The sequence below is a fragment of the Celerinatantimonas yamalensis genome (assembly GCF_046054155.1).
Taxonomy (GTDB): domain Bacteria; phylum Pseudomonadota; class Gammaproteobacteria; order Enterobacterales; family Celerinatantimonadaceae; genus Celerinatantimonas; species Celerinatantimonas yamalensis.
The window spans coordinates 953406-974053 of record NZ_JBEQCT010000001.1 but is presented as its reverse complement, the minus strand read 5'-3'; the positions used below and the strand labels follow the sequence as shown (position 1 = coordinate 974053).

Annotated in this window: 22 protein-coding genes and 2 pseudogenes; 20 read left to right on the top strand and 4 right to left on the bottom strand. The window is 38.8% G+C overall.

All coding sequences use genetic code 11. The features are described 5' to 3' along the window. The first annotated feature begins 138 nt into the window (after positions 1-138). From ABUE30_RS04645 to ABUE30_RS04595, 11 genes are all read left to right on the top strand, one after another. Positions 139-558 (top strand): NUDIX domain-containing protein, encoded by a 420-nt coding sequence (locus ABUE30_RS04645; RefSeq protein ID WP_408622503.1) that lies wholly within the window; start codon positions 139-141, stop codon positions 556-558. 152 nt (positions 559-710) lie between these two features. Next, complete coding sequence (locus ABUE30_RS04640; RefSeq protein ID WP_017449629.1) at positions 711-995, top strand: MazG nucleotide pyrophosphohydrolase domain-containing protein; 285 nt, start codon at positions 711-713, stop codon at positions 993-995. A gap of 151 nt (positions 996-1146) precedes the next feature. Further along, entirely contained in the window at positions 1147-1902 is a 756-nt protein-coding gene (locus ABUE30_RS04635) for a TIR domain-containing protein (protein WP_408622502.1), read from the top strand. Between the two features lie 169 nt (positions 1903-2071). Continuing rightward, positions 2072-2704 (top strand): hypothetical protein, encoded by a 633-nt coding sequence (locus ABUE30_RS04630; protein ID WP_408622501.1) that lies wholly within the window; start codon positions 2072-2074, stop codon positions 2702-2704. Positions 2705-2893: 189 nt separating this feature from the next. Further along, on the top strand, positions 2894-4594 hold the full coding sequence (locus ABUE30_RS04625; protein WP_408622500.1) for an ATP-dependent nuclease: 1701 nt from the start codon (positions 2894-2896) through the stop codon (positions 4592-4594). Between the two features lies 1 nt (position 4595). Then, positions 4596-6227, top strand: a complete 1632-nt coding sequence (locus tag ABUE30_RS04620) for a UvrD-helicase domain-containing protein (protein WP_408622499.1) — start codon at positions 4596-4598, stop codon at positions 6225-6227. 154 nt (positions 6228-6381) lie between these two features. After that, positions 6382-6813 (top strand): hypothetical protein, encoded by a 432-nt coding sequence (locus tag ABUE30_RS04615; RefSeq protein ID WP_408622498.1) that lies wholly within the window; start codon positions 6382-6384, stop codon positions 6811-6813. A 623-nt stretch (positions 6814-7436) separates the two neighbouring features. After that, a complete protein-coding gene (locus ABUE30_RS04610; protein WP_408622497.1) occupies positions 7437-7691 on the top strand; it encodes a hypothetical protein in 255 nt (84 codons plus the stop codon). Beyond that, a complete protein-coding gene (locus tag ABUE30_RS04605; protein WP_408622496.1) occupies positions 7681-8421 on the top strand; it encodes a hypothetical protein in 741 nt (246 codons plus the stop codon). Before ABUE30_RS04610 ends, ABUE30_RS04605 begins: the two co-directional genes overlap by 11 nt. A gap of 164 nt (positions 8422-8585) precedes the next feature. Then, positions 8586-9008 (top strand): DUF4160 domain-containing protein, encoded by a 423-nt coding sequence (locus ABUE30_RS04600; protein WP_408622495.1) that lies wholly within the window; start codon positions 8586-8588, stop codon positions 9006-9008. A 161-nt stretch (positions 9009-9169) separates the two neighbouring features. Then, complete coding sequence (locus ABUE30_RS04595; RefSeq protein ID WP_408622494.1) at positions 9170-10102, top strand: HEPN domain-containing protein; 933 nt, start codon at positions 9170-9172, stop codon at positions 10100-10102. A gap of 59 nt (positions 10103-10161) precedes the next feature. Here ABUE30_RS04595 and ABUE30_RS04590 read toward each other — a convergent pair whose 3' ends face one another. Then, positions 10162-11424, bottom strand: a complete 1263-nt coding sequence (locus ABUE30_RS04590) for an IS110 family RNA-guided transposase (RefSeq protein WP_408622493.1) — start codon at positions 11422-11424, stop codon at positions 10162-10164. 327 nt (positions 11425-11751) lie between these two features. Between ABUE30_RS04590 and ABUE30_RS04585 the strand changes: the two genes are divergently transcribed. Both ABUE30_RS04585 and ABUE30_RS04580 read left to right on the top strand, forming a co-directional pair. Continuing rightward, positions 11752-12405: a hypothetical protein gene (locus ABUE30_RS04585; protein WP_408622492.1), complete on the top strand. Its 654-nt coding sequence runs from the start codon at positions 11752-11754 to the stop codon at positions 12403-12405. A gap of 812 nt (positions 12406-13217) precedes the next feature. Next, complete coding sequence (locus ABUE30_RS04580) at positions 13218-13682, top strand: ASCH domain-containing protein (protein WP_408622491.1); 465 nt, start codon at positions 13218-13220, stop codon at positions 13680-13682. A 76-nt stretch (positions 13683-13758) separates the two neighbouring features. On the opposite strand, the gene ABUE30_RS04575 is transcribed toward ABUE30_RS04580, so the two are convergent. Together ABUE30_RS04575 and ABUE30_RS04570 are read right to left on the bottom strand one after the other, a co-directional pair. Continuing rightward, complete coding sequence (locus tag ABUE30_RS04575; protein WP_408622490.1) at positions 13759-14367, bottom strand: ABC transporter ATP-binding protein; 609 nt, start codon at positions 14365-14367, stop codon at positions 13759-13761. After that, a complete protein-coding gene (locus ABUE30_RS04570) occupies positions 14355-15521 on the bottom strand; it encodes a hypothetical protein (protein WP_408622489.1) in 1167 nt (388 codons plus the stop codon). The genes ABUE30_RS04575 and ABUE30_RS04570 overlap by 13 nt, the downstream gene beginning before the upstream one ends. Before the next feature lie 375 nt (positions 15522-15896). Between ABUE30_RS04570 and ABUE30_RS04565 the strand changes: the two are divergent. Continuing rightward, positions 15897-16632 (top strand): annotated as a pseudogene (locus ABUE30_RS04565) (ISAs1 family transposase). Between the two features lie 88 nt (positions 16633-16720). Here ABUE30_RS04565 and ABUE30_RS04560 read toward each other — a convergent pair. Next, a pseudogene (locus tag ABUE30_RS04560) lies at positions 16721-16972 on the bottom strand (IS110 family transposase); the annotation flags it as partial. A 116-nt stretch (positions 16973-17088) separates the two neighbouring features. Between ABUE30_RS04560 and ABUE30_RS04555 the strand changes: the two are divergent. The 6 genes from ABUE30_RS04555 to ABUE30_RS04530 all read left to right on the top strand — a co-directional run bounded on the left by ABUE30_RS04555 (position 17089) and on the right by ABUE30_RS04530 (position 20598). Beyond that, on the top strand, positions 17089-17304 hold the full coding sequence (locus tag ABUE30_RS04555; RefSeq protein ID WP_408622488.1) for a DUF6434 domain-containing protein: 216 nt from the start codon (positions 17089-17091) through the stop codon (positions 17302-17304). A gap of 305 nt (positions 17305-17609) precedes the next feature. Next, positions 17610-17960 (top strand): DMT family protein, encoded by a 351-nt coding sequence (locus ABUE30_RS04550; RefSeq protein WP_408622487.1) that lies wholly within the window; start codon positions 17610-17612, stop codon positions 17958-17960. Between the two features lie 372 nt (positions 17961-18332). Next, positions 18333-18791, top strand: a complete 459-nt coding sequence (locus ABUE30_RS04545; protein WP_408622486.1) for a GNAT family N-acetyltransferase — start codon at positions 18333-18335, stop codon at positions 18789-18791. Between the two features lie 410 nt (positions 18792-19201). Continuing rightward, positions 19202-19555 carry a hypothetical protein gene (locus ABUE30_RS04540; RefSeq protein WP_408622484.1) on the top strand — a complete coding sequence of 118 codons (354 nt, stop codon included), beginning with the start codon at positions 19202-19204 and terminating at the stop codon, positions 19553-19555. 144 nt (positions 19556-19699) lie between these two features. Further along, positions 19700-20116: a VOC family protein gene (locus ABUE30_RS04535; protein ID WP_408622482.1), complete on the top strand. Its 417-nt coding sequence runs from the start codon at positions 19700-19702 to the stop codon at positions 20114-20116. A 128-nt stretch (positions 20117-20244) separates the two neighbouring features. After that, positions 20245-20598: a MazG nucleotide pyrophosphohydrolase domain-containing protein gene (locus tag ABUE30_RS04530; RefSeq protein ID WP_408622481.1), complete on the top strand. Its 354-nt coding sequence runs from the start codon at positions 20245-20247 to the stop codon at positions 20596-20598. Positions 20599-20648: the final 50 nt, after the last annotated feature.

The following is a 20648-nucleotide window of genomic DNA, read 5'->3' as shown; positions in this document are numbered from 1 at the left end:
TAACAAACGGCTCAAGAGGGATTGCCAACGCGTGGCGGCTTTGGTGCAAAATTGAAGTTCAGCGTTTACAGTGTGTTTTTTGAGCTCGGCGGTGCGTTGTCAACCCCTTAGCCGGGCGTTATATCCTTGGAGCTAAAAATGCAGAAACAGAGAGTTAGCGCTCTATTGGTAAACCGCGAAAATGCTGAAATACTTCTCATAAAACGCGTTAAAGGTAGTCGACTTTATTGGGTGTTCCCCGGTGGCGGAGTAGAGTTCAGAGAGTTACTTTCGCAAGCGATAGTCCGAGAAGTTTTCGAGGAAACTTCTTTGGAAATAGACAATTCAGAAGAAATTTTCTCAGTTGTAAATCGTGGGCGAAAGGAGCATTTCTTTCTTGTAAGTGTGCCGTTTTTTGAACCTAAATTATCAACGCAAAGTCCAGAGTTTAAAGCACAAAATTGCAGTAACCGATATGAACTAATATGGGTAAAACTTAATGATTTAAGTCAGTTAAATCTTGTGCCCGTCGAAGCAAAGGTGATAGTAAGTTCACTGGTATCTGAAGGTCGGATATAACAAAGCGTTTAAGGCAGATTCGCAACGCGTGGCATTTTTGGTTTTATTCAGCTTAAGTGTTTATGGCACAATAGGTTAGGTTCAGTGGTAGCGTTGCTCACTACTTAACGCGGCGTTATACGCTTAATGGAAAATGATACAAAAAGGATGTTATGAAGTTATCTGAGTTACAAAGTCATATAAAAGAATTCGATTATGCGCCAGAGCAATCTGAACACTATTTTTTAAAACTAATCGAAGAAGTTGGCGAATTATCGGAATCAATTCGCAAAGGTAAACGTGGGCAACCAACGCTAGATGAACTCAAAGGTTCAATCGCAGAAGAGTTATATGACGTCTTGTACTATGTTTGTGCTTTAGCCAATATTCACGATGTAAACCTTGAGAAAACGCATGAACTAAAAGAAGTTCTGAATAAGGTTAAGTACAACCGATAGGGCGCGTATAACAAATTGTTCAAGAGGGATTCAGCACGCGTGGCATTTTTACTATGCGTTGGTTTAAGTGATTAAGGTGGTATGCGGAAGCATCGGTGCTGCGTGCTTCACCCCTTAACAAGGCGTTATGCAATGAGAAGGACAAGATAAGGTGGATACAAAATATCTCAAGACGGTATTCAGCGCATTTGCAGATACAGTGCGTGCTGTAATTTCCGAGGAACCGCAGCCTGGAATCTCTGGACCTGGCCAGCTAAGTCCAGATGGCATCAGGTACTACAACTCGATTGCGAAATCATTTAATGAAGTGTTCTCAGATAAGAAATTGATGCTTTTTCGTGAAGATACAACACCAAATTTAGTAACACATCCAAAAGCATTGGAGGTTCTTGGTCAAGTTAAAATTGCTTTGTCCACTTTGGGAGACATCAATGACGAGATAGAGCCCTTGGAAACTAAAAGACATGGGAAACCTAAGGTCTTTATCGGATGTTCCGTCGAAGGATTTAATGCAGCCAAGATAATCCAACTAAATTTAGAGCACAGCATAAATAGCACTATATGGCATCAAAGAGTTTTTGGTCTATCTAAAGGAACGTTGGAGACCTTGGTTGAGAAGGTAAAATCATTCGATTATGCGATTTTGGTTCTAACTCAGGACGATGTGATTATTTCACGCGGCGACGTGAAGATGACTGCTCGAGATAACGTACTATTTGAGCTTGGTCTATTTATGGGTGCATTAGGACGTAGCTATACGTTCATAGTCTGTGAGGAAGGAATAACGCTCCCAAGCGATTTAGCTGGTATTACCCCTGCTCACTATTCCTTGGAAGGAAAAGAAAACTTAGTGGCTGCGCTGGGTCCCGTTTGTACGAAATTAGAAATTGAAATAGGTGTCCTGTAATTGGAATTAGTAGAGTTAAATGCATAACAAAACGCTGCAGGCCGACCCGGAGAGATAGCGGCTTTTTGAAAGACCTTGGTTTTTCAAAAGAATTTAATTGTTGGGAAGTTCTCGGTTCTCGCTCCGGGCGGCTGAGCTCCCCGTTATATCCACCAATTTTTGAGGCGCTATGAATCAATTAGAAAAAACATTAGCTACAAATCTAGGTAATGAACTGACAAACGTTTCCTCTAACCTCCTTGAGGTTGGCGTAGACTCTTTATTAGAAGGTGGAGTATTAAAGGATATTCCAATTATCGGCTCTGTAGTTGGATTGTTTAAATCTGGGATTTCGATAAAAGAAAGGTTTTATGTAAAGAAACTACTCAAATTTCTTGTTGAGTTTAAAAATATTGACGAAGAAGCAAGAGCTAAATTTGTGTCTGAAGAATTATCAAATGATTCTAAAAGAGAGAAGTTTGGCGAAACAATTTTGAATTTAATTGATAAAACTGACGATATTAGTAAATTTAAATTATATGCTCGAACATTTGAATTGCACTTTCTTGACCGTTGCTCTTATGATGAAGCAATTCGTATTTGTTTAATGATTGAACGTGCTTTTTATCGCGATTTAAACTTTATATTAGATTTTTCTGATGGTTGTGCTAGCGACCAACTTACTGCTGGAGAGCTTTATAAAGTAGGTTTTTTAAGCTTCGGTGGCATGGATGGTGGGGATCTTGGTGAAGAAGATTCAGGTGGGGTTATATACAAAAAAAATAAGTACGGAAAAATACTAATGGAAATCATTAACCATTGATATAACAAGTTAATCAACTGGACGTATTACGGTTGTCATCGTTTTTGCAAAAGAAAAAGATGCAAAAACAACACCAACCTACACGCCAGTTATTAAGGCGTTAGAGGGCAACTCTGATTCATTGCATGATGAGAAAATTTGCTTGCTATCAAAACCTGAGCTTTCAGATTGTTTTAAAGGATACTTAAATTGATAATTGAAAAAGTGAGTCTTGAAGGCTTTAGGAACTTCCGAGACGCAACTATTCGCTTTACAGATAAGACGCTAATGATTGGAAGCAATGATGTTGGTAAAACAAATTTACTCTATAGCATCCGTTTGCTACTTGATAAGTCGTTGTCAGATAGGGATATTGAGCCGGAAGCTACGGATTTCTTCATAGATAACGATGGAATTCAGGCAGAATCTTTCTCTATTAAAATCTATTTTTCTGATATCAATGAGGATGCTGTTCTTTCTGCGCTGAAGGGGAGTGTGAGTGATGAAAGTAAGACCGTGATTGCTATTACAGCAGATAGAAAGACACTAGATTACGAGATATCTATCGGATGTTCGGATGATGAGCTTGAGCTTATTCCATCAAGATTCTATTTGAAACAGTTAAATTTACGATATGTACAATCCCGAAGAGACCTTCAAAAGTTTATTCAAATAGAAAAAAGACAATTACTTAAACAGTCTCAAGACCGCCTTGAAGACGAAGAACTCGAGCATGACCAAGTTGAAATGGTAGCCATATCAGCCAAGTTAAACGAAGTTAATGAAAAGATTGCGGAGCTTAACTATGTGAAAGATGCTACCTCAGCAGTTAATGAGGAGTTGAAAAAACTTTCATATAAAAATGATAACTATAGTGTTCATTTAGATACTGGGGCTATAAAAGTAAATAAGTTTATTGAAAATTTAGAATTAGGCGCATCTACATCTGGCTCAAAACTAATGCTTGGTGGTGATGGTCGAAATAATCAAATATTATTAGCCTTATGGAAGGCAAAAAGTCAAAGAGAGTTTGATCCTGAACACGAGGTTACATTTTATTGTGTTGAAGAACCTGAAGCTCATTTACATCCACATCAACAACGGAAGCTGGCTGATTATTTAATCCATGATCTTCCCGGACAAACTATAATTACAAGCCATTCTCCTCAAATAACAGAACGATATAAGCCAGACTCAATAGTTCGAATTCTCTTGGCTGAAAATGGAAGTGTAGCGGCTAACGGTGGCTGTTCGGCATGTATTTCCGATGCATGGGACGACTTAGGTTATAGGATGAGTATTCTTCCTGCTGAGGCCTTTTTTTCTAGCTGTGTTTTTTTGGTTGAAGGACCATCAGAAAAACTCTTTTACGAAGAATTGGCAATACAGATAGGAATAGATTTGGATTTTCATAATATCTCAATCCTGAGTGTTGATGGAATTCAATTCAAAGTTTACAGAAAAATTTTGGATGCTATGGAAATACCTTGGGTGTTTAGAACAGATAATGATGTTTCAGGTATTAAAAATAGTGTTAACAAAAGAGCTGTCGGTATTAATAGATGCTTATCATTGGCTGGCCTAGCTATTGGCCCCGACTATACACCAACAACAACTTCGCAAGGCTTAGTTGACTCTGGATTTTGGAAAACGACTTCAGATAAAATAAATCCACACGGAATATTTCTTTCAAAGATTGATCTAGAAGCGGATCTGGCTTTAGAGCTTCCGGATGAATTGTTAAATTATTCCGGAAAGACCGCTATTAATGATGCAGTAAAATACTTGCAGAGTAAGAAAGCTATTAGAATGCGAGATTTTTTGTCACAAAATCAAAAGGCGCTTGCAGGGTTAAGTGGGGGGGAGTTAGCTAAGCCATTGCATCATGCTGTTAAGATGGTAGGCCAATAACATGAGTGATTTCGAGTATACTCCAGATCAAAAAGCAGCGATAAGCTCAAATTCAAATATGGTCATTACTGCTTGCCCAGGAAGTGGAAAGACTACTGTTATTGCAGAAAAGATAAGAAATGAAGTTAAAGAGCTTCCGTCTTATCGAGGTGTTATTGGGATTACTTTTACTGTAAAGGCCAGTAAGGAATTAAGAAAGCGATGTAAGAAGAATGCTTGCGATACAAAAATGAGCTTTTTTGGCACTATTGATCATTTTTGTTTGAGTGAGATTATACATCCTTTTTTGGCAAGAGTTCTTGATAGGCAAAAGCACCAATTAGAGTGCATTAAATTTGATGAAATACCTAAATGTGTTATGGACAAACTGAGTCTAATACCTCATTACAGCGATGAGGTAAACTCAACTACTTTTAAATGCTTAGAAGATGATATTGTCATATTATTCGATCATGGTTTTGTCTTGCTCGAACTGCTTGGTGTGATAGCCAATCATGTCATAACGGAATCTCATGCTTGTCAAAGATATATTGCAGCAAAATACAACTCGGTATACATAGATGAATATCAAGACTCATCTGAGCCACAACATGTACTCTTTCTCAAGTTACTAGAACTGGGGCTAGTAGGTGTTGCAGTTGGTGATGTACAACAATCTATCTATGCTTGGCGTGGGAGTGACCCTGAGTTTATTAAAGAGTTAACAAACAAACCTGATGTCTTCGAACATCATATCGTAAATATCAATCATCGCTGTCACCCATCAATTACTAATTATTCTAACCGGCTTTACGACGCTGAATGTGATTTATTGCCAGCTAGTGATATCAGAGTATATAGGCGCAACTACACAGGCACTCAAGTAGATGTTACTGAAAAAATAAATGAGTCAATTGAACTTGCATTTAAGAATAATCTAGTTGAATCATACTCGCAAATAGGAATACTTGTAAGAAATAACATATCTCTAGAATTTCTTAGTAATGGATTAAATGTACCGTTTCGAATCTTTGACGAAGACCCATTGGCAGTCAGAAACACAAGGGGTTGTAATTTATTTTCTCAGCTTTTAAGGTTTCGATTCGACGAGCATCATCGTTTAAATGATGTTGTTGAGTATATACAGTCATTTACTCCAGTTTCGAATAATAGTTTATCTGTATTGCGTAAAACGATATCAGCTATTGGTGATAAAGTTCAAGATGAACTATCACGTGCAATTGTGGATATCACTGGTCAAGTCTTAAATGTCGATATCAGTGCTTCAGATAAAGAGTTGATCAATACAATATGCTTGGAATCTAGGTTGCTTCAGCACTATAAGCCGATAAATGAGAATGAAGTTCAAGTTATGACGCTTCATAAATCTAAAGGGCTAGAATTTGAGCTTGTCTATCACTTGGATCTATACGATTGGATTCACCCTAAAAGAAAGTTTGTTCGAGGTTGCTTCGATGTAATATATGATAATTGGGAGCAGGAGTTGAATTTACATTTTGTTGGGATAACTAGAGCGAAAAATTATTGCGTTCTAGTTACAAGTAATAGTCGTCTCAATCGAGACTATGAAACCAAAACAGGAAAACCGTCTCAATTCTTTTCGTTGCCTGGATTAGATGGATTGTATCGATAGCGCAATAAATATGCTCTTTCTTCATAGAGAGAAAAACCTGCGGCAACCCGCAGCGTATTGCTATTTGCTCTCTAACAAGTTTCTGCACACGGAAAAATTACTCGCTGCGCTCCTAATTTTCCGGTGAGCAATGCGTTAAGCAATACGAGGACTTATGGAAGAACTAATATCACTCCACAAACATTGGCTAAATGCAGATGCAGTAAAAGAAGTTGTTGCGACTAAGGTCGGTGGAGAGCATGGTCTTCCAGAAGGCTTGGCTGAATTTGCAGAGTTTCATTCATCCTTTGCACGGCTATCTGTTCTCTATGGGCTAATCTACGTCGTAATAGAAGGTTACAAAGAGCTTAAATGTACCAACCAAAAAGTGGATGAGCTCCTTTCCCAAGAAGAGTTTGTAGACGCACTTCGGCTTTTTAGAAACTCAACCTTTCATTATCAGAAGAACCCTATACCCGAAAAAGCATTAAAATTCCTAAAATTTCCTGAAAGTGAAACTTGGATCAGATCGTTACACTTGGCCTTTAAAAAGTTTTTTGAGGCTGAGCTACCAATTAACGAAATGATGGATAAACTAAATGCCTAACAAAGCCAGCCAGAGGGACAGCCAAACCGCTGCGCGCTTTGTCTGCCCCTGCTGGCGGCGTTATGCGCTTTCAAAAATCATTAAATCTATCAGTAACTAAAATTCACTCCAATTCAGTTTTACTAAGTGATAAATTGTATTCATAGGATTCAATTAGGGCGCTATATATCATGGAAAAATCTTCAAATAACTACTGGGAAAACAGGGGTTATCTACAATTTTTAATCTTTAATGGTTTTATATGTTTTTCTATTCCGGTATTTATTCTAGATAATATCTATAACTATTTTTCTCACTCAGCAGAACTGTCTCCTGCGTATTTATTCAAAAGTCTGGCTAGTTGGTTGTTAGTTGGTTTCATTTTTGGTTCATTAAAATGGTTCAGGAGAAAATATCAACAAAGTAAGTTAAGTCGGTAGAACGCACATAACAAAACGTTACAATTGACCTTCTACTGTCACGAATTTTGGTTCCCAAAATTAGCGCCAGCATTCGGCAATTGAACTACACGTTATGTGCCGGGTCTTTGCTCGATATCATAAAAGTATCACTATAACGTTGTACTTATGATTAAAATGCTTAAAATACAGGTAGATAGGCGTAACTTATAAAGGGAAAGACTAATGACTCAACAGGATATTGCAAATTTAATTCAAGAGAAATTTAAGTTTGTAGAAACACCTAGTAACAACGAAGTTGCTGAAATATTGCTTCGCTTAACAGCAACTACTACAGAAGATGAGTTTCGTAAAATAGTATATGATGTTGTTGAAAATACTGAATGTTTTCTATTTGAAAGTATTGATATGAGCGCATCAAAAAATATTTTATTGCAAATAAAAGTAGCAGCAGGTAAGTCAGGAAGTAATGGATCCTAAAAAATTCAGTTCATTGGAAGACAAAGTTTCTAACGAAAAGAATAGTCTTGATGAGTGCTTTCAAAAAGTGTTATCAAGTATGCCTAATGTTCCTGTAAATGAGCTAAATGCAGCCCATTTACAGGGAACAAAGTTTTTTTCTAAATTTGAATCCTTTCTTTCAAGCATTTCTTCGGAAAGTGAGTCGCTTTCAAAGACCCAAATTGAAGATGTTTTAACCAGTATTGAAAATATACTCGATTATTCGATTACTTATTGGGATGTGATGATTTCTACTTCAACAAAGACGGTGTCCGTCCCGTATTCTCCAGACGCTAATTTTTTGAAAACATCGCAACAGATTTTTAAGACATATAAAAAAAATCAAGCGCTGACCTTAAAAAATAGATTCATTAAGTATAATTTGCCTACAAATGGCTTTGATGCAAAAGGTAGCTATAAATTGACATCAATAAAGATTGACTGGGTATCACTTATTATCGGTATCATATTATTTGTTGCTTCTGGGTTAGTGGTATTTTTTATAGATATTGACACGGGGATGGAGTACTTATTTTCTCGAATATTAATTAGTCTTAGTGTCGCTCTAATTTTTTCTGGAGTAGCTAAGGAAAAAATCCAAGCCAAAATAAATATTTCTGGTTTAACCATAACAGCTTTAGGAACGATAGCAATTTTCTTTACATTATATTTCGCAAACCCTGCGGAGATGCCAATCATTCCAGGTTAAGTCATCGTTATTAGCTTTACAAAGCACATAACAAACGGTTAAAGCCAGACTGCCAACGTGTGGCATTTTTAATACCAAATGGCTTAGTGTTTATGGCGCGTTGCAGCAAGTTAGTTATAGCTTTGGCAGCTGCTTAACCGGGCGTTATGTGCCAAGGAGGTTTAGTGAGTATTCCGAAGGATATTGCTAGACAATACAATCGATTTCACAAAGTTTCACCTGATGAACTTGACGATATCGACGAATTTGCTGAATGGCTTGATGCGCTCTTACATGGTCCATGTTACGTTGAAGAATACGATGGCAAACTATGCTTAATCGAAATAAAGCAGCTAGTAGCAAAGGTAAAATCGTTAAAAATAGAAATTTACTCTAACGAGCATCCACCACCTCACTTTCATGTTAAGTCGCCAAACATAAACGCTAGCTTTGGCATTGAAAACTGTGAAAAGCTGGAAGGTAGTATTAGTGGGAAAGATTATAAAGTGATCAAATTTTGGCATGCAGAAGCAAAAGAACTCTTAATTAAATCTTGGAATGACAAGCGCCCTACGAATTGTACTGTAGGCGAGTACGTTGGCACATAACAAACCACTCAAGGCTCTCGCTTCGCTCGCTGGGACGCTAACACATGGGCTGCGTCACTTCGTTCCTAATTTTAGCCCATGTGTTAGCGCCCCTTAGTGGGAAGTTAAGCGGCTTCGCTTTTTCCCAAGCTGGACCATAAAGAAATTTACCGAGGTTAACGATGGGCCATAACGACCATCTTGAAGATTACTATCCGGATTTGCCAGAAGAGGCGGGCGTGAATACAAGGTCAGGCTTTGAACCTAATAATGAATGGCTTTCATCAGCACCGCCTGACCTGCGTCATGAGGCAATGCGGCAATGGTTCCTGAGTCGTTTTTGGGACCCTGCGAATGATACACCTTACAATGGCCGCGAAGGAGGATACCTCTATATTCATGGCGGTCCTTACGAAGCAGAGGATGAGTTGTATGGCAGGTTCGGGGATTTATTTGATGATGAGATAGTACGTGCTGTAATTGATGATGTAGAGTCGGACGGGATATATGAATGGGCCCCAATACATACTGAGCCCGATTACGATGAATACTTTTCTTTTGAAGTTGACTCGGAAGACTCACCTTATCAACAATTTCTCCAACGTTTATCAGAAATTGATTCGTTAAACGCAGCGGCTCTAGATTCTGAGCATAAAAGACTGCTACGCCAACTTCTTTATTCACATCTGATTGCTGCTTTAGAAACATACCTGTCAGACACTATGTCATATTGGATTAAATCTGATGAGGCCGTTTTTAAAAGATTCGTTTCCCACTGCTCCGAGTTTAAAAAAGAAAAATTATCGCTATCAACTATATTTAACCGTCTTGAGGCGCTAAGAGATCAGGTAGAGCAATATATACAGAAAACTGTCTGGCATCGTCTTGACAGGGTTATGCCGCTTTTTTCGAGTTCGTTGGATATCGAAAGGCCAGAAATTGAACAGCTAATGCAATACATTGTAATTCGTCATGACATAGTCCACAGAGGCGGAAGAACAAAGGAAGGTAATCATGTGGAAATTACACCAGATAAGCTATCCGAGCTACGTGACTGTGTTGCAACCTTTGTTGAGAAAATTGAAGGGGAAGTCACATCAAAAGGTGATTTTTAATTTTAGTCTTCTCCAAGTGCCGCTTAACAACACGCCCTGAGGTGGACCACTACTATTTTTTAACTCTTTAAGGCATATTCTAAAAGCGGAGATCCTCTTCGCTTTAATGCTTCCAAGTACTTCGATTCATCATAAGGTGTGTTGGTTTTCCAGCAGGTAAAGGCTATCCGTATCCACTTGAAAGCGAGAGATCGAATCACTGTATTGTGAGGCTTTCCTTTTTCCATTTGTTGCTTGTAATAAGCATTGGCCCAGAATGAAAAACGGACGGATTGTCCCGCCCATTCAACAAACGTTTGTCGTAAAAATTTCGGGCAACTGTAGCGCCAATGCGTCCAAGATTTTTTACCGCTTTGCTCGATTACCGGCGCCACCCCTGCATAGCGTTGTAAGTCTGCTGCACTTTGGTAACGATCCATTTCAGAGCCAAAGGCAACCAGCAATCGCGGCGCAAGTTGAGGTCCTGCACCCGGAAAGCTATCGAATATAACGTGTTGTTCTTGAGCCTTGTGTCGGTGTTTTATGTCGTTATCTAATTCTTTTATCGCACTAATGAGCAGGTTTAACTGCGGCACAAGCAGTTTTATCATTAGGGCATTGGGTTCAATGATGCCTGAGTCCTCGGTAAGAGGCATGGTTTCTTTAATGTGTTTGATACGTTGCTCGTTAATTTCTCCATAGCGAGAGTTAAACTGGTTAAAGAACTTCCGCAAAGTAACGGGTTTTGCCCGTTTAGCAGAACCCAGGTCTGGCCAGCGTGTTAAGAACTCACAGAAAATGACAGTGTCCCGTTCTTTAAAGAGATCAAGGGCCTGCGGGTAATAACTCTTTAATATACCGGTTATCCTATTGGATAGATCAACACGATCTTGTACCAATGTCCGTCGGTATTCAACAAGCTGACCTAAGGCTCTAATTTCGGCCGTATCGGGCTCAATCGGGTTTAGTTTGTCCATATGCAACCGCAAAAGATCAACCTGGATTTTGGCGTCTGCCGGGTCATCCTTCGCGCCACTGTGTGTAAACGCCTTTCGGTATTTAGCCACGGTAGAGGGGTTAATTGAGAATACCGTGATGTGATCGTACTTTAACAGAGCATGAACTAACGGTCCCTTTTTTAACTCACAGCTCACGGCAATCTTTTGCTTCGGGTACTGCTGTTTAAGTTCTAAAACCCATTTATCAATAGCTTCTGGTTGAGAGGATATTACGCCGTAAGTGTAGCGTTGGCCTAAGTGGTCAGTGATGCAAAAGTCATGTTTTCGATCGGCCCAGTCAATGCCGATTAGGCAGGCAAATTGTGAAGGAGATAGAACTTTCATTGAAGGTAACCTTTGGTTAAAGTAGAACACGGAATGTGCTAGATTTTTGGTTCGCGCAGGTCTTATAGATAGTCGGTCGGCGACATTCCCTGAGTATGCGTTTTGAACCAAAATGACTTCTGTTAGTTCGAGAGTCTTGTTATGAACATTAAATGTTTGGCGCAAGCATATTCGTAACTAACAGAAGCATGTTCCATTGAATAAGAGATTTAGAAAAGCCTCTAGATCAAAGAACGGAAGAACTATAAGTTGCTGCACTCGGAAAAATTACTCGCTGCGCTCCTAATTTTCCGGTGAGCAAGGCGTTAGGGCCATTTGAGGATCAACATGAGCCATCAAGAAAATAATTACGAACAGCCTGAAGAGGAGTTAGAGGCTTCGTCCACCTGTTTTGATCTTCCATCTTGGCTGAAGATTCTAACTTCAATAGTTAGTGGTGCTTTTCTCATATTTATTGTTGCTTATACATGGAAATATCTTTGCGCACCTAAAGTTCTTGCCTCACCTAAAGATCTAGGGTTAAGTGGTATATTTTTGTTTTCCATATCTGCTCTATTTCTTGTTTGGATTCCATGGTCTAAATTAGGTATACGGATTTCAAAAATCGGAGGCATTGAATTTACGCAGATTGTCCGTGAGCAGGCATTAGAACACGCGGAGGATTTGATCTATCTTGAGGATAGGATTGAATCATTGGAAGCTCAGGCCAGAAGTACAAATGAAATGGCTGAGCTTACCGAAACAATACATGAACCTGGATTACAAAAACTTCTATTAGAGTTTTTAACCAAGTACAAGAAATGGGCATTCTCTCCTTCAAGAATTCGTGTTTGGGGTTCAAAACAGCAAGGGTTTTCTGCAATTTCCCGTTACGAGTACCCATTTATTCGTAGCACGTTACAAAAAATGGTTTCTGAAAATATTCTTGAAACCCGAATTAGCAAAAAGGGTAATACTCTGTATCGTGTGCCTTTGCCCTAACAAGCGCTTGCAGTCTGATGCCAAATACTACGCATTCGGCGCAGCTGAAGCGGGCGTTAGTGCGTCAAGCGAAGCTTGATGCATCTTGCAGGGTGAAAGTCCCTGTCAGGTAAGGTTTAACTCACCACCTGTATCGAGTGTTGCGCCTGTGGCGGAGCCGATTTTTTTTTACGGTGAACAAAACAGGTGAAGCGTACACAGAGAATTATGTAGACCATAGGGGATACGTGTCCCTGAAGTGCTGGTATCGCTTCGATAAAGCCAATCTGACTGACGAGGTTTGTAACGCCACCGAAGTCCAAGCAAAGCAACCGTTAAAAGTGAGGTTGCGGCGAGTCAGCGGAGTTATTAAGCCGTGGTATGTATGAAGAGATGCATCAGGAACTTGAGAGAGCCAAGGGGTTCCATAAGGAAATGGTAGGGACGTTTAGCCAAAAGCGAGACCAACGATGATCCTTTGGCAGTCAAACCAGTTCATAGTCGTCCGAGACGGGAAAGCCGATCACATGGCGAAGGGACTGGCAGTTATATCCCGTGTTTAGCAGAGACATAGACCGGACAATGTAGGGCTGGATAAACTATGAAAACCGAACTGAATTTGATCACATTGAGTGATAACAAATGAAACAGAGTTGGAGAATGAACTTCATAAGGATAACGGAGAGCAGAATACTGAATAATCGCTGTTTTATTATCAGTCATCACTACACGAGTGAATGTATCATTGTGGAGCTGGATGTCCGGATTTGTGTGAGGTCTCCTCAGTAACGGGGCGCTCTACCGCGATTATTTTTAATCGAGTATCGAGAATTATGGAAGATAGAAGTCAATTTTACTTAAACGAATATTTGGGCTCACTGCCTATTGAAGTTGCTCAAAAGTATAGCTCTTTCAGCGCTGACTATTTTTGTGCAGATGAATACAATGCCAACCTATGTGCTGACTTAATCTTGCGTGGTGAAAAGAGTGCATCATGCAGCATGGAATATTGGTATAGTCACAAAGGCGAGGAAATGCCACAAGTGGGCCATCTTCAAGTTGTGACTGATTGGAACGGTAAACCGATTTGCATCATAGAATTAACCTCAGTAAGCACATGTAAATACAGCGAAGTCACGGCAGAGTTTGCAGCTGAAGAGGGTGAAGGCGACAAATCTCTAGAGTGGTGGCGTGAAGCTCATTGGAGATTTTTTAGTCTCGAATGTGAAGAGCTAGGTATTGAACTAAATGAAGACATGCGTTTGGTTTTAGAGCGGTTTAAGGTCGTCTATAAATAAAATTATAACAAAGTGTTTAAGACGGATTCCCAATTCTTGGAATTTTCAGTTCAAGTTTGATGTTATTCGTAACCTTTTAAAGGTTGATTATTTCATCATTAAAATTTTTCGTGAAATTCGTATCATGACTAGACATAATAATAATATGGCCTGCTTGACGGCTTATATTTAAGTGTTTTACTAATATTTCGTGGCTTTCAGAATCTAAACCATTGGTCGGCTCGTCTAAAATAATCACCGGAGAATCAACCGTTAAAGCAACTAGTAAAAAAATCTTCTTCTTGGTGCCAAACGATAGCTCACGTAGTGGCGTATTAAGGTGTTTTTTCAAGCTAAATTCTTCAAAAATCGCGTTTTCATAGAAATCGAACGACAAGTTTTTAATTTTTTTTATTAACTTAAAAAACTCTTTAATTGTCATAAATTGATAAAAATCAGGCTTGTCAGGAACGAAAATGCCATCTTTAATAATATCGAATGGTTTTTTGATACCTGCTACTTGGTAGCTAACCTCACCGTTGTCTGGGGATGTTGTTGTGCTTACTACAGACAACAGAGTCGATTTTCCAACGCCATTTTGACCTGTCACCAATGTCACTCCCGGACGAAATATATAATTAAAATTATCAAAGATTATTTTTTTGCCAAAGGTGACAGAAATGTTGCTAACTTCTAGAAGATCCATAAAATCAACCACGCTATCAAACAGAAAGATACAAAATGGTATATTTTCCGATTTCGGTTATTAATGGTTAGTAAAAAGCAGAAAAGTGCCAATATAGGTATGGGAAGTACAATGAAAGATAAACTATGGAGCCATTTTTGTGTTATAGGAAAGGAAAAAATTGATAAAATCTGAACGATTTCAAAGATAATAAAAACAAAGAAGAAATCGTGAATAACCTCGGTTGAACGTGGTGATATAGAGGCTAAAAAACACCCAATTTTTTTTCTTTCCAAGTGTAGCTTTGCATAAACATATGATAATAAATAAAGTGTAGCTAATGTATACAGCCATATTATTTTAGTGCTTTGTCCTTCTGCTGATAACAGTGAATGATAAAATATCTCATAGAAGAAAATTAAAGTGCACCCGATACCAATTGATGAGAGAAAATTCCCTCTTAGCAAAATACCAACTCGTAAAGATTGATGACCACTAATAAAATTATGGTATATACTAGGCTTAAATTTTCTTTTAAATAAACGTAAGAGCTTAATTTTTTTAATGTCATTTTTGTATATTTCTGAAAACAAGAAGAGCAATATAACAGTGTTTGCGATAGATATAATAACCACATCACTTAAATAAGCATATATAACTAGCTGCAAGAATAATATCGGTAATAAAAAATATCTTTTTTCATGCATTAAGGATAAAGTGAAAGAGATATTCAAGGTAACGAATAAAATTTTTAGAATAATAACACTACTAACTACATTGGGTGACAGTATCACGCCTGCCAAAATCCAGACAAGAATAAACCAGTTTGTGGCGAGAAAAAATATAGCTCTTGAAATAAACACTGACAAACTATCAAAAATACTGGCGATATAATTCGTGTTGTATGCAACAGGCAGAATTTTAGCTTGAATTAGATAACTAAATAACAGTATTCCGTTGAAAACTAGAATTGATATCAACGATGATAGCTGTGACGTAGTTAACAGTGCATTTGAAGAATTGATCAACAAGTGAATGAAACCTTTAACGTCTCGAGGCATCAATATCACAAGTAAAAAGGCTATAAAAACACCTCTACTCGCTTTTATTAATAGCAAATTACCCCGATATTGCTGCATGTCATTGAAAAAAACATGCATCCATTTTTGATCCACTTCTATTTTTGATCCATTTCTATAGGGAACGAAAGTGATGTATCCGAGGTGCCAGTATAATATTAATTGTTACTGCTGATCAAGCGGAGTAACTTTCGGCTTTATTTGGACTAGCTGGGGCATTTGAATAGAAACTGACGGTTTCTCCCTCGCGGCTCCAAGTCAAACCGTAAATTCCAGCAGAAAAACACCCTGCTCATAATCCCAGTACTTGTTTGCCGTAAGCCCTCAACTCACCAGAGCGAGAGTGTGAACATTTTTTAACCAACAAAGATCGATCTGACGATCAATGATGGCTGTGATCATATATCCTTTTCCCCAAAACTCACTAGCTTTTAAATATCGAGATATTTAAAAGCTACTTCAGTGCCGTTGATGGCAACCGTCAAAGTGACTTACCTGCTTTTTGACCTTCTCTTTGCCTCATTCTGTGCTGTTATCGCCGGCGCGAAAAGATGGCTTGATATCCGAGAATATATCGAAGGCCAGTATGATTGGTTTAAGCAAAAGGATATGTTTAAGGCAAGTATTCCTGCCGATAATACTATTGCACGCGCGATATCAGCGCCTTTCAAGCCTGCGTTATCGACTGGATGAAAGCGGTGTATCAGATGAGAGATGGACAAGTGGTTGCTATCAACGGTAAAACGCTGAAAGGCTTTTACAACCGCAATGATAGAAGCAGCACCATTCATAGGGTTAGTGCGTATACCAGCGAAAATCACTTTGTGCTTGGACCGCTAAAAACGGACGAAAAGAGCTATGAAATGAGCGCCATTCCTGGGCTCATCCGGCTACTGGATTTACGAGGTGCACTGGTTACGATTGATGCCATGGCCTGTCAAACCAAGGGATCAAAGGCATCAATCAGCAAGCCGCGCGATGGGGCATTGAGGCATTGAGTCGATGCTCTGGGTGCTGGATGTTACTCTGAGTGACGACGCGTGCCAAATCTATAAAGACAATGGTACAGAAAACTTTGCCTGCCTCAGACTCATGGCATTAAATAGGGGGCGCGCTGAACCAATCAAAATCAGCCTTGTGGGCAAAAAAGCGTTGCTTAATGGATCCCCGCTTTTTAGAGGAGGTTCTAGCCACAGGCGTTGGTTGAAAAGTGAATACACTCATGCGCTCGCCTCTGGGTCATCCGATTTTTTTGGAATGAGAGATGGTGCACTTTGGAGTTGAATTCGCGCCTAACAACAATGACCAAGACTGGTCAGTAAGCGATAAGTCCAGTAACCACAAAGGCCAGCCCTGTACACAAAATGAAGAGTGGCTTTAGAGTATTTGGACTGTAGTTGCTGAGCCAGTTTAATTACAGCGGATTGATTAGATTCAACACGTCCAATATGGTGAGGTTGTGTCCCTCGATGCTCTTGTAACAGTGCGACTTGGATAAAGAATTTGTGTGTATCTAAGCCAATAACAATTATGTTATCGTTATTCATGCCTCTAGATTTAGTTGTTTGCACACTAGTTATGGCACTGGCTTTAAGCTAACCCACAAAACTGGAGGCTAGCACCTCGTGTCATTATGTCTATACAAAAAGGAGATTTAAAAACCATGGAAAAGGTTGATTGGCATAAAAATCATATTAATGACAATACAATAATTACGGACAGTTATAAAACCACACAAAATGTACGTAGATATTTCAAATCCAAATTTGGTGAGCAGTTTAAGTTCAACCGAGATTTTATGCATTGGATGAAGAATGCAACTGGATTGACGATGGGCGATGCTTCACAAGAGTGGATTAAGTGTCAAAAATCAAAATAACCTATCCAATCAAAACAAGATTTAGTAATCATAGTATAAGTATTGTGCGTGTTGTGAGATTTTGTATACAAGACGTTTAAGACAGATTCCCAACGCTCGGCATTCTTATTTCAAAGTTGTGTTTTCAGCACAATGGGTTAGGCTTGGCGGCGGTGTTGCCCACTACTTAATTCAGCGTTAGGTAAATAGGGTTTTGGTCAAAATAGATATTTACGGTATACAAGTCCACCAGTAGAATGTGCAGAACTTTGGCACAGCTCATCAGTTTAAAAAGTGGTGAGCGATTTGTATGAGTTTGATATGTAATGAACCCTATAGTAATCAGTATTTCACTGCTTGTTTGTAGTAATGTTTTCATGACTTTTGCGTGGTATGCCCATTTAAAAGAACTGAATAATAAACCTTGGGTGATAGCTGCCCTAGTTAGTTGGGGGATTGCACTTTTTGAGTATATGTTACAAGTTCCAGCGAATAGGATTGGCTATACAGTTCTAAATGTTGGCCAACTAAAAATTATGCAAGAAATAATTACGTTAATGGTCTTTGTCCCATTTTCGGTTTTCTATCTTAGAGAGCCTCTAAAACTAGATTATTTATGGGCAGGTTTTTGTTTGGTTGGGGCAGTATACTTTGCATTCCGTAGCAAATTCGCCTAATAAGTCGTTGTTCGCGGCCCTGCGCTTGCTCTTCGCAAAGAGCGGCGTTATCTGTCTCCATACTCCAATGCTTCTGTCAACGAAAGAAGCATTTTAAAAATGAAACTTACGCTGACAAAACACAAGAAAATAAAAGACAATCGGTAGCGAATGACTGTTCCTCATGAACAGGCCGGCAGTAAGTCTCCTTTCCAATTTATGGATAATCGTCCCGAGGCTATTACGCAAAGAAAACTGCAAGAGATGGCAGGCTAGGTATGAGCTAATTATCGATGATGAAAAATTAATTTTAATAAGGACTTAAAATATTCTAAAGGTGTTATTTTTTATGGGGAACACCAATGTCTTGGTCAATTCAGGAGGTTTACACGGATGTACTTAAAAGAAGCAAAGGCTCATGAACTAGATGTTATTTATACTATGGGCTTTGATGTGTGGAATGATGGCCTTTCCTTTGAAGAGTATTTAGCAGGCTGTCGCAGGAGTGAAAAGTATCAAGCTGGTACTTGGTATGCGCTAACGGAAAATGATCAAATTGTATCGTCTCTCATTGTTTATAGCGGCATGTTTGGTCTCAAAGACGGCTGTTTTGGTGTGGGCTCAGTGGCAACTCTACCAAGCCTTCGTGGTAAAGGCTATGCATCTCACTTGGTAAGTTTAGTGAAGACGGAGTTGTTCGCTAACCATAACTGCAAAGCCATATACTTACATAGTGATATTGACCATCAGTTTTATAGTAAGCTTGGCTTTGTCCGTATTGATGATTCTGATTGCATGTTTAGTTCAAACGGCCCATCGGGATTTGATGGCTTAATGCCGGCATTCTTTTAGTCTTGAACTCGCCATACAAGGCCATTAAGTTTGTTACGGGCCGATGGCCCTCGGACGCTCTTGTCAGTCAGGGCGTTTCTTATGGCTGGCGTTAGCAGTTAATCGTATGAAGGGTGGGGGACTGTAATGAAGTTAGTATTTGAAGGTGCTTCCGCCGTAGGGAACAGTACGGTTTAAAAACATTAAAAAGTCATCATAATTGCCAAGTTATCTCCGAGGTAAACGTCTTATTTGGTAAAGAAAATCGAGAGTCTCAGCTTTGGAACTATCAAAAGCAAGTAGAAAGGTGGAGCATGGTGGCAATCCTAGAATCAGATTCGAAAAGTATAAAAATTTTAGATGGGGATATTTTTCAGCCTGTGTGATTCAACTATTTATTTTCCGATGAAAACTGGGGATGCGATGATGAAATGATTGAATTTTATTTAGATATGTTGAAAGCCAATAAAATTTCATTTCCAGATAAATATATTTTCTTTCACATTAACGAGAAAAATAGAGCGGCACGAGAAATGGACCACTCTAAGAATTCGGGAACAAACTCAGATCAAATTAGTAGAAAAATTGGAAGATATCGCAAACTTTCTATTCAACAATATGATTACTTTCTTAAATTGAGTGAGGCGTTTTCAGATCTTGCTGTATTTATTGAGTCAAATGACATCTCCGAATCTGTTGATAAGGTTTTATCGCTTTCTCAGCCTTATGATTATAAAGATTCAGATATTTTTCAATTTATTTTAGGTTGGAGAAACGATAGCTAAGTAGTGAAAAAACTACTAACAATAAAATCGATATGTAAAATAACGGCTGGCTATTTTCGCTATACTGAAGTTTAGCCAACAGTTATTTGCAAGTTATTAGGGGCGTTATGCAAACCTAGAAACTTCATCATTTAAGGAAAGAAAATGAAGCAAAGTATTGTACATATTGCATTGGTAGTAAAAGACTATGATGAAGCAATAGATTTTTATGTAAACAAGCTTAAGTTTGAGCTTATCGAAGATACATATCAACCAGAGCAAGACAAACGTTGGGTGATAGTTGCTCCGCCTAACTCACATGGCGTCACCTTATTATTGGCAAAAGCATCAAAACCTGAACAACTTAACTTTATCGGTAATCAAACAGGCGGGCGCGTATTTCTTTTCTTAAATACTGACGACTTTTGGCGCGATTATGAGCGTATGAAATCAATAGGTATTAAGTTTGTTCGTGACCCGAAAGAGCAGGATTACGGCACAGTCGCGGTATTTGAGGATTTGTATGGCAACTTATGGGATCTTCTTCAATTGAACCCAGAGCATCCAATGGCTAAAAGGTAGGCATAACAAAATCTCAACTGGGACAACCACCGCTTGCGATTAATGCGCTGGCTACGCCATTTTAGCGCAACGCGCTGTACGTTGGCTGTCTATTAGCAATGGCGTTAGGTATTTTCGTAGGAAATGAAATGAAACATATTGATAAATTGATAGAAATAGCTAAACGTAAATCAGAATTCGATAAGAATAACTCTTGGTATCAAGGTTCTTCTACGTATTTAGCTGAGATCAAAGAAGAAGTTGATGAAGTTGTTGAAGAACTTCCCAAAGATCGCTTGTGCTATCTCGAAGATGAACTAGGTGATGTACTGTGGGATTATTTAAACGCAGTTTTGTCTCTGGAAAAAGAAAAAGGGGTAAAGCTCGAGTCAATTATTCAAAGAGCATGTCGAAAATACGAAGAGCGAGTATCTGCAATTGAAAATGGCATTTCATGGGCTGACATCAAACAAAAGCAAAAAAATGACCTAGAACAAGGGTAATAATCAGCACACGCATACAAGGCAATTAAATCGGACACAGTACAGCTGAC

Bases quoted from the DNA above. Each gene is read 5' to 3' on its own strand.
- ABUE30_RS04645 (WP_408622503.1), top strand. From the start codon at position 139: ATGCAGAAACAGAGAGTTAGCGCTCTATTGGTAAACCGCGAAAATGCT.
- ABUE30_RS04640 (WP_017449629.1), top strand. From the start codon at position 711: ATGAAGTTATCTGAGTTACAAAGTCATATAAAAGAATTCGATTATGCG.
- ABUE30_RS04630 (WP_408622501.1), top strand. From the start codon at position 2,072: ATGAATCAATTAGAAAAAACATTAGCTACAAATCTAGGTAATGAACTG.
- ABUE30_RS04620 (WP_408622499.1), top strand. From the start codon at position 4,596: ATGAGTGATTTCGAGTATACTCCAGATCAAAAAGCAGCGATAAGCTCA.
- ABUE30_RS04615 (WP_408622498.1), top strand. From the start codon at position 6,382: ATGGAAGAACTAATATCACTCCACAAACATTGGCTAAATGCAGATGCA.
- ABUE30_RS04610 (WP_408622497.1), top strand. From the start codon at position 7,437: ATGACTCAACAGGATATTGCAAATTTAATTCAAGAGAAATTTAAGTTT.
- ABUE30_RS04605 (WP_408622496.1), top strand. From the start codon at position 7,681: ATGGATCCTAAAAAATTCAGTTCATTGGAAGACAAAGTTTCTAACGAA.
- ABUE30_RS04595 (WP_408622494.1), top strand. From the start codon at position 9,170: ATGGGCCATAACGACCATCTTGAAGATTACTATCCGGATTTGCCAGAA.
- ABUE30_RS04590 (WP_408622493.1), bottom strand. From the start codon at position 11,424: ATGAAAGTTCTATCTCCTTCACAATTTGCCTGCCTAATCGGCATTGAC.
- ABUE30_RS04585 (WP_408622492.1), top strand. From the start codon at position 11,752: ATGAGCCATCAAGAAAATAATTACGAACAGCCTGAAGAGGAGTTAGAG.
- ABUE30_RS04580 (WP_408622491.1), top strand. From the start codon at position 13,218: ATGGAAGATAGAAGTCAATTTTACTTAAACGAATATTTGGGCTCACTG.
- ABUE30_RS04575 (WP_408622490.1), bottom strand. From the start codon at position 14,367: ATGGATCTTCTAGAAGTTAGCAACATTTCTGTCACCTTTGGCAAAAAA.
- ABUE30_RS04555 (WP_408622488.1), top strand. From the start codon at position 17,089: ATGGAAAAGGTTGATTGGCATAAAAATCATATTAATGACAATACAATA.
- ABUE30_RS04550 (WP_408622487.1), top strand. From the start codon at position 17,610: ATGAACCCTATAGTAATCAGTATTTCACTGCTTGTTTGTAGTAATGTT.
- ABUE30_RS04545 (WP_408622486.1), top strand. From the start codon at position 18,333: ATGTACTTAAAAGAAGCAAAGGCTCATGAACTAGATGTTATTTATACT.
- ABUE30_RS04540 (WP_408622484.1), top strand. From the start codon at position 19,202: ATGATTGAATTTTATTTAGATATGTTGAAAGCCAATAAAATTTCATTT.
- ABUE30_RS04535 (WP_408622482.1), top strand. From the start codon at position 19,700: ATGAAGCAAAGTATTGTACATATTGCATTGGTAGTAAAAGACTATGAT.
- ABUE30_RS04530 (WP_408622481.1), top strand. From the start codon at position 20,245: ATGAAACATATTGATAAATTGATAGAAATAGCTAAACGTAAATCAGAA.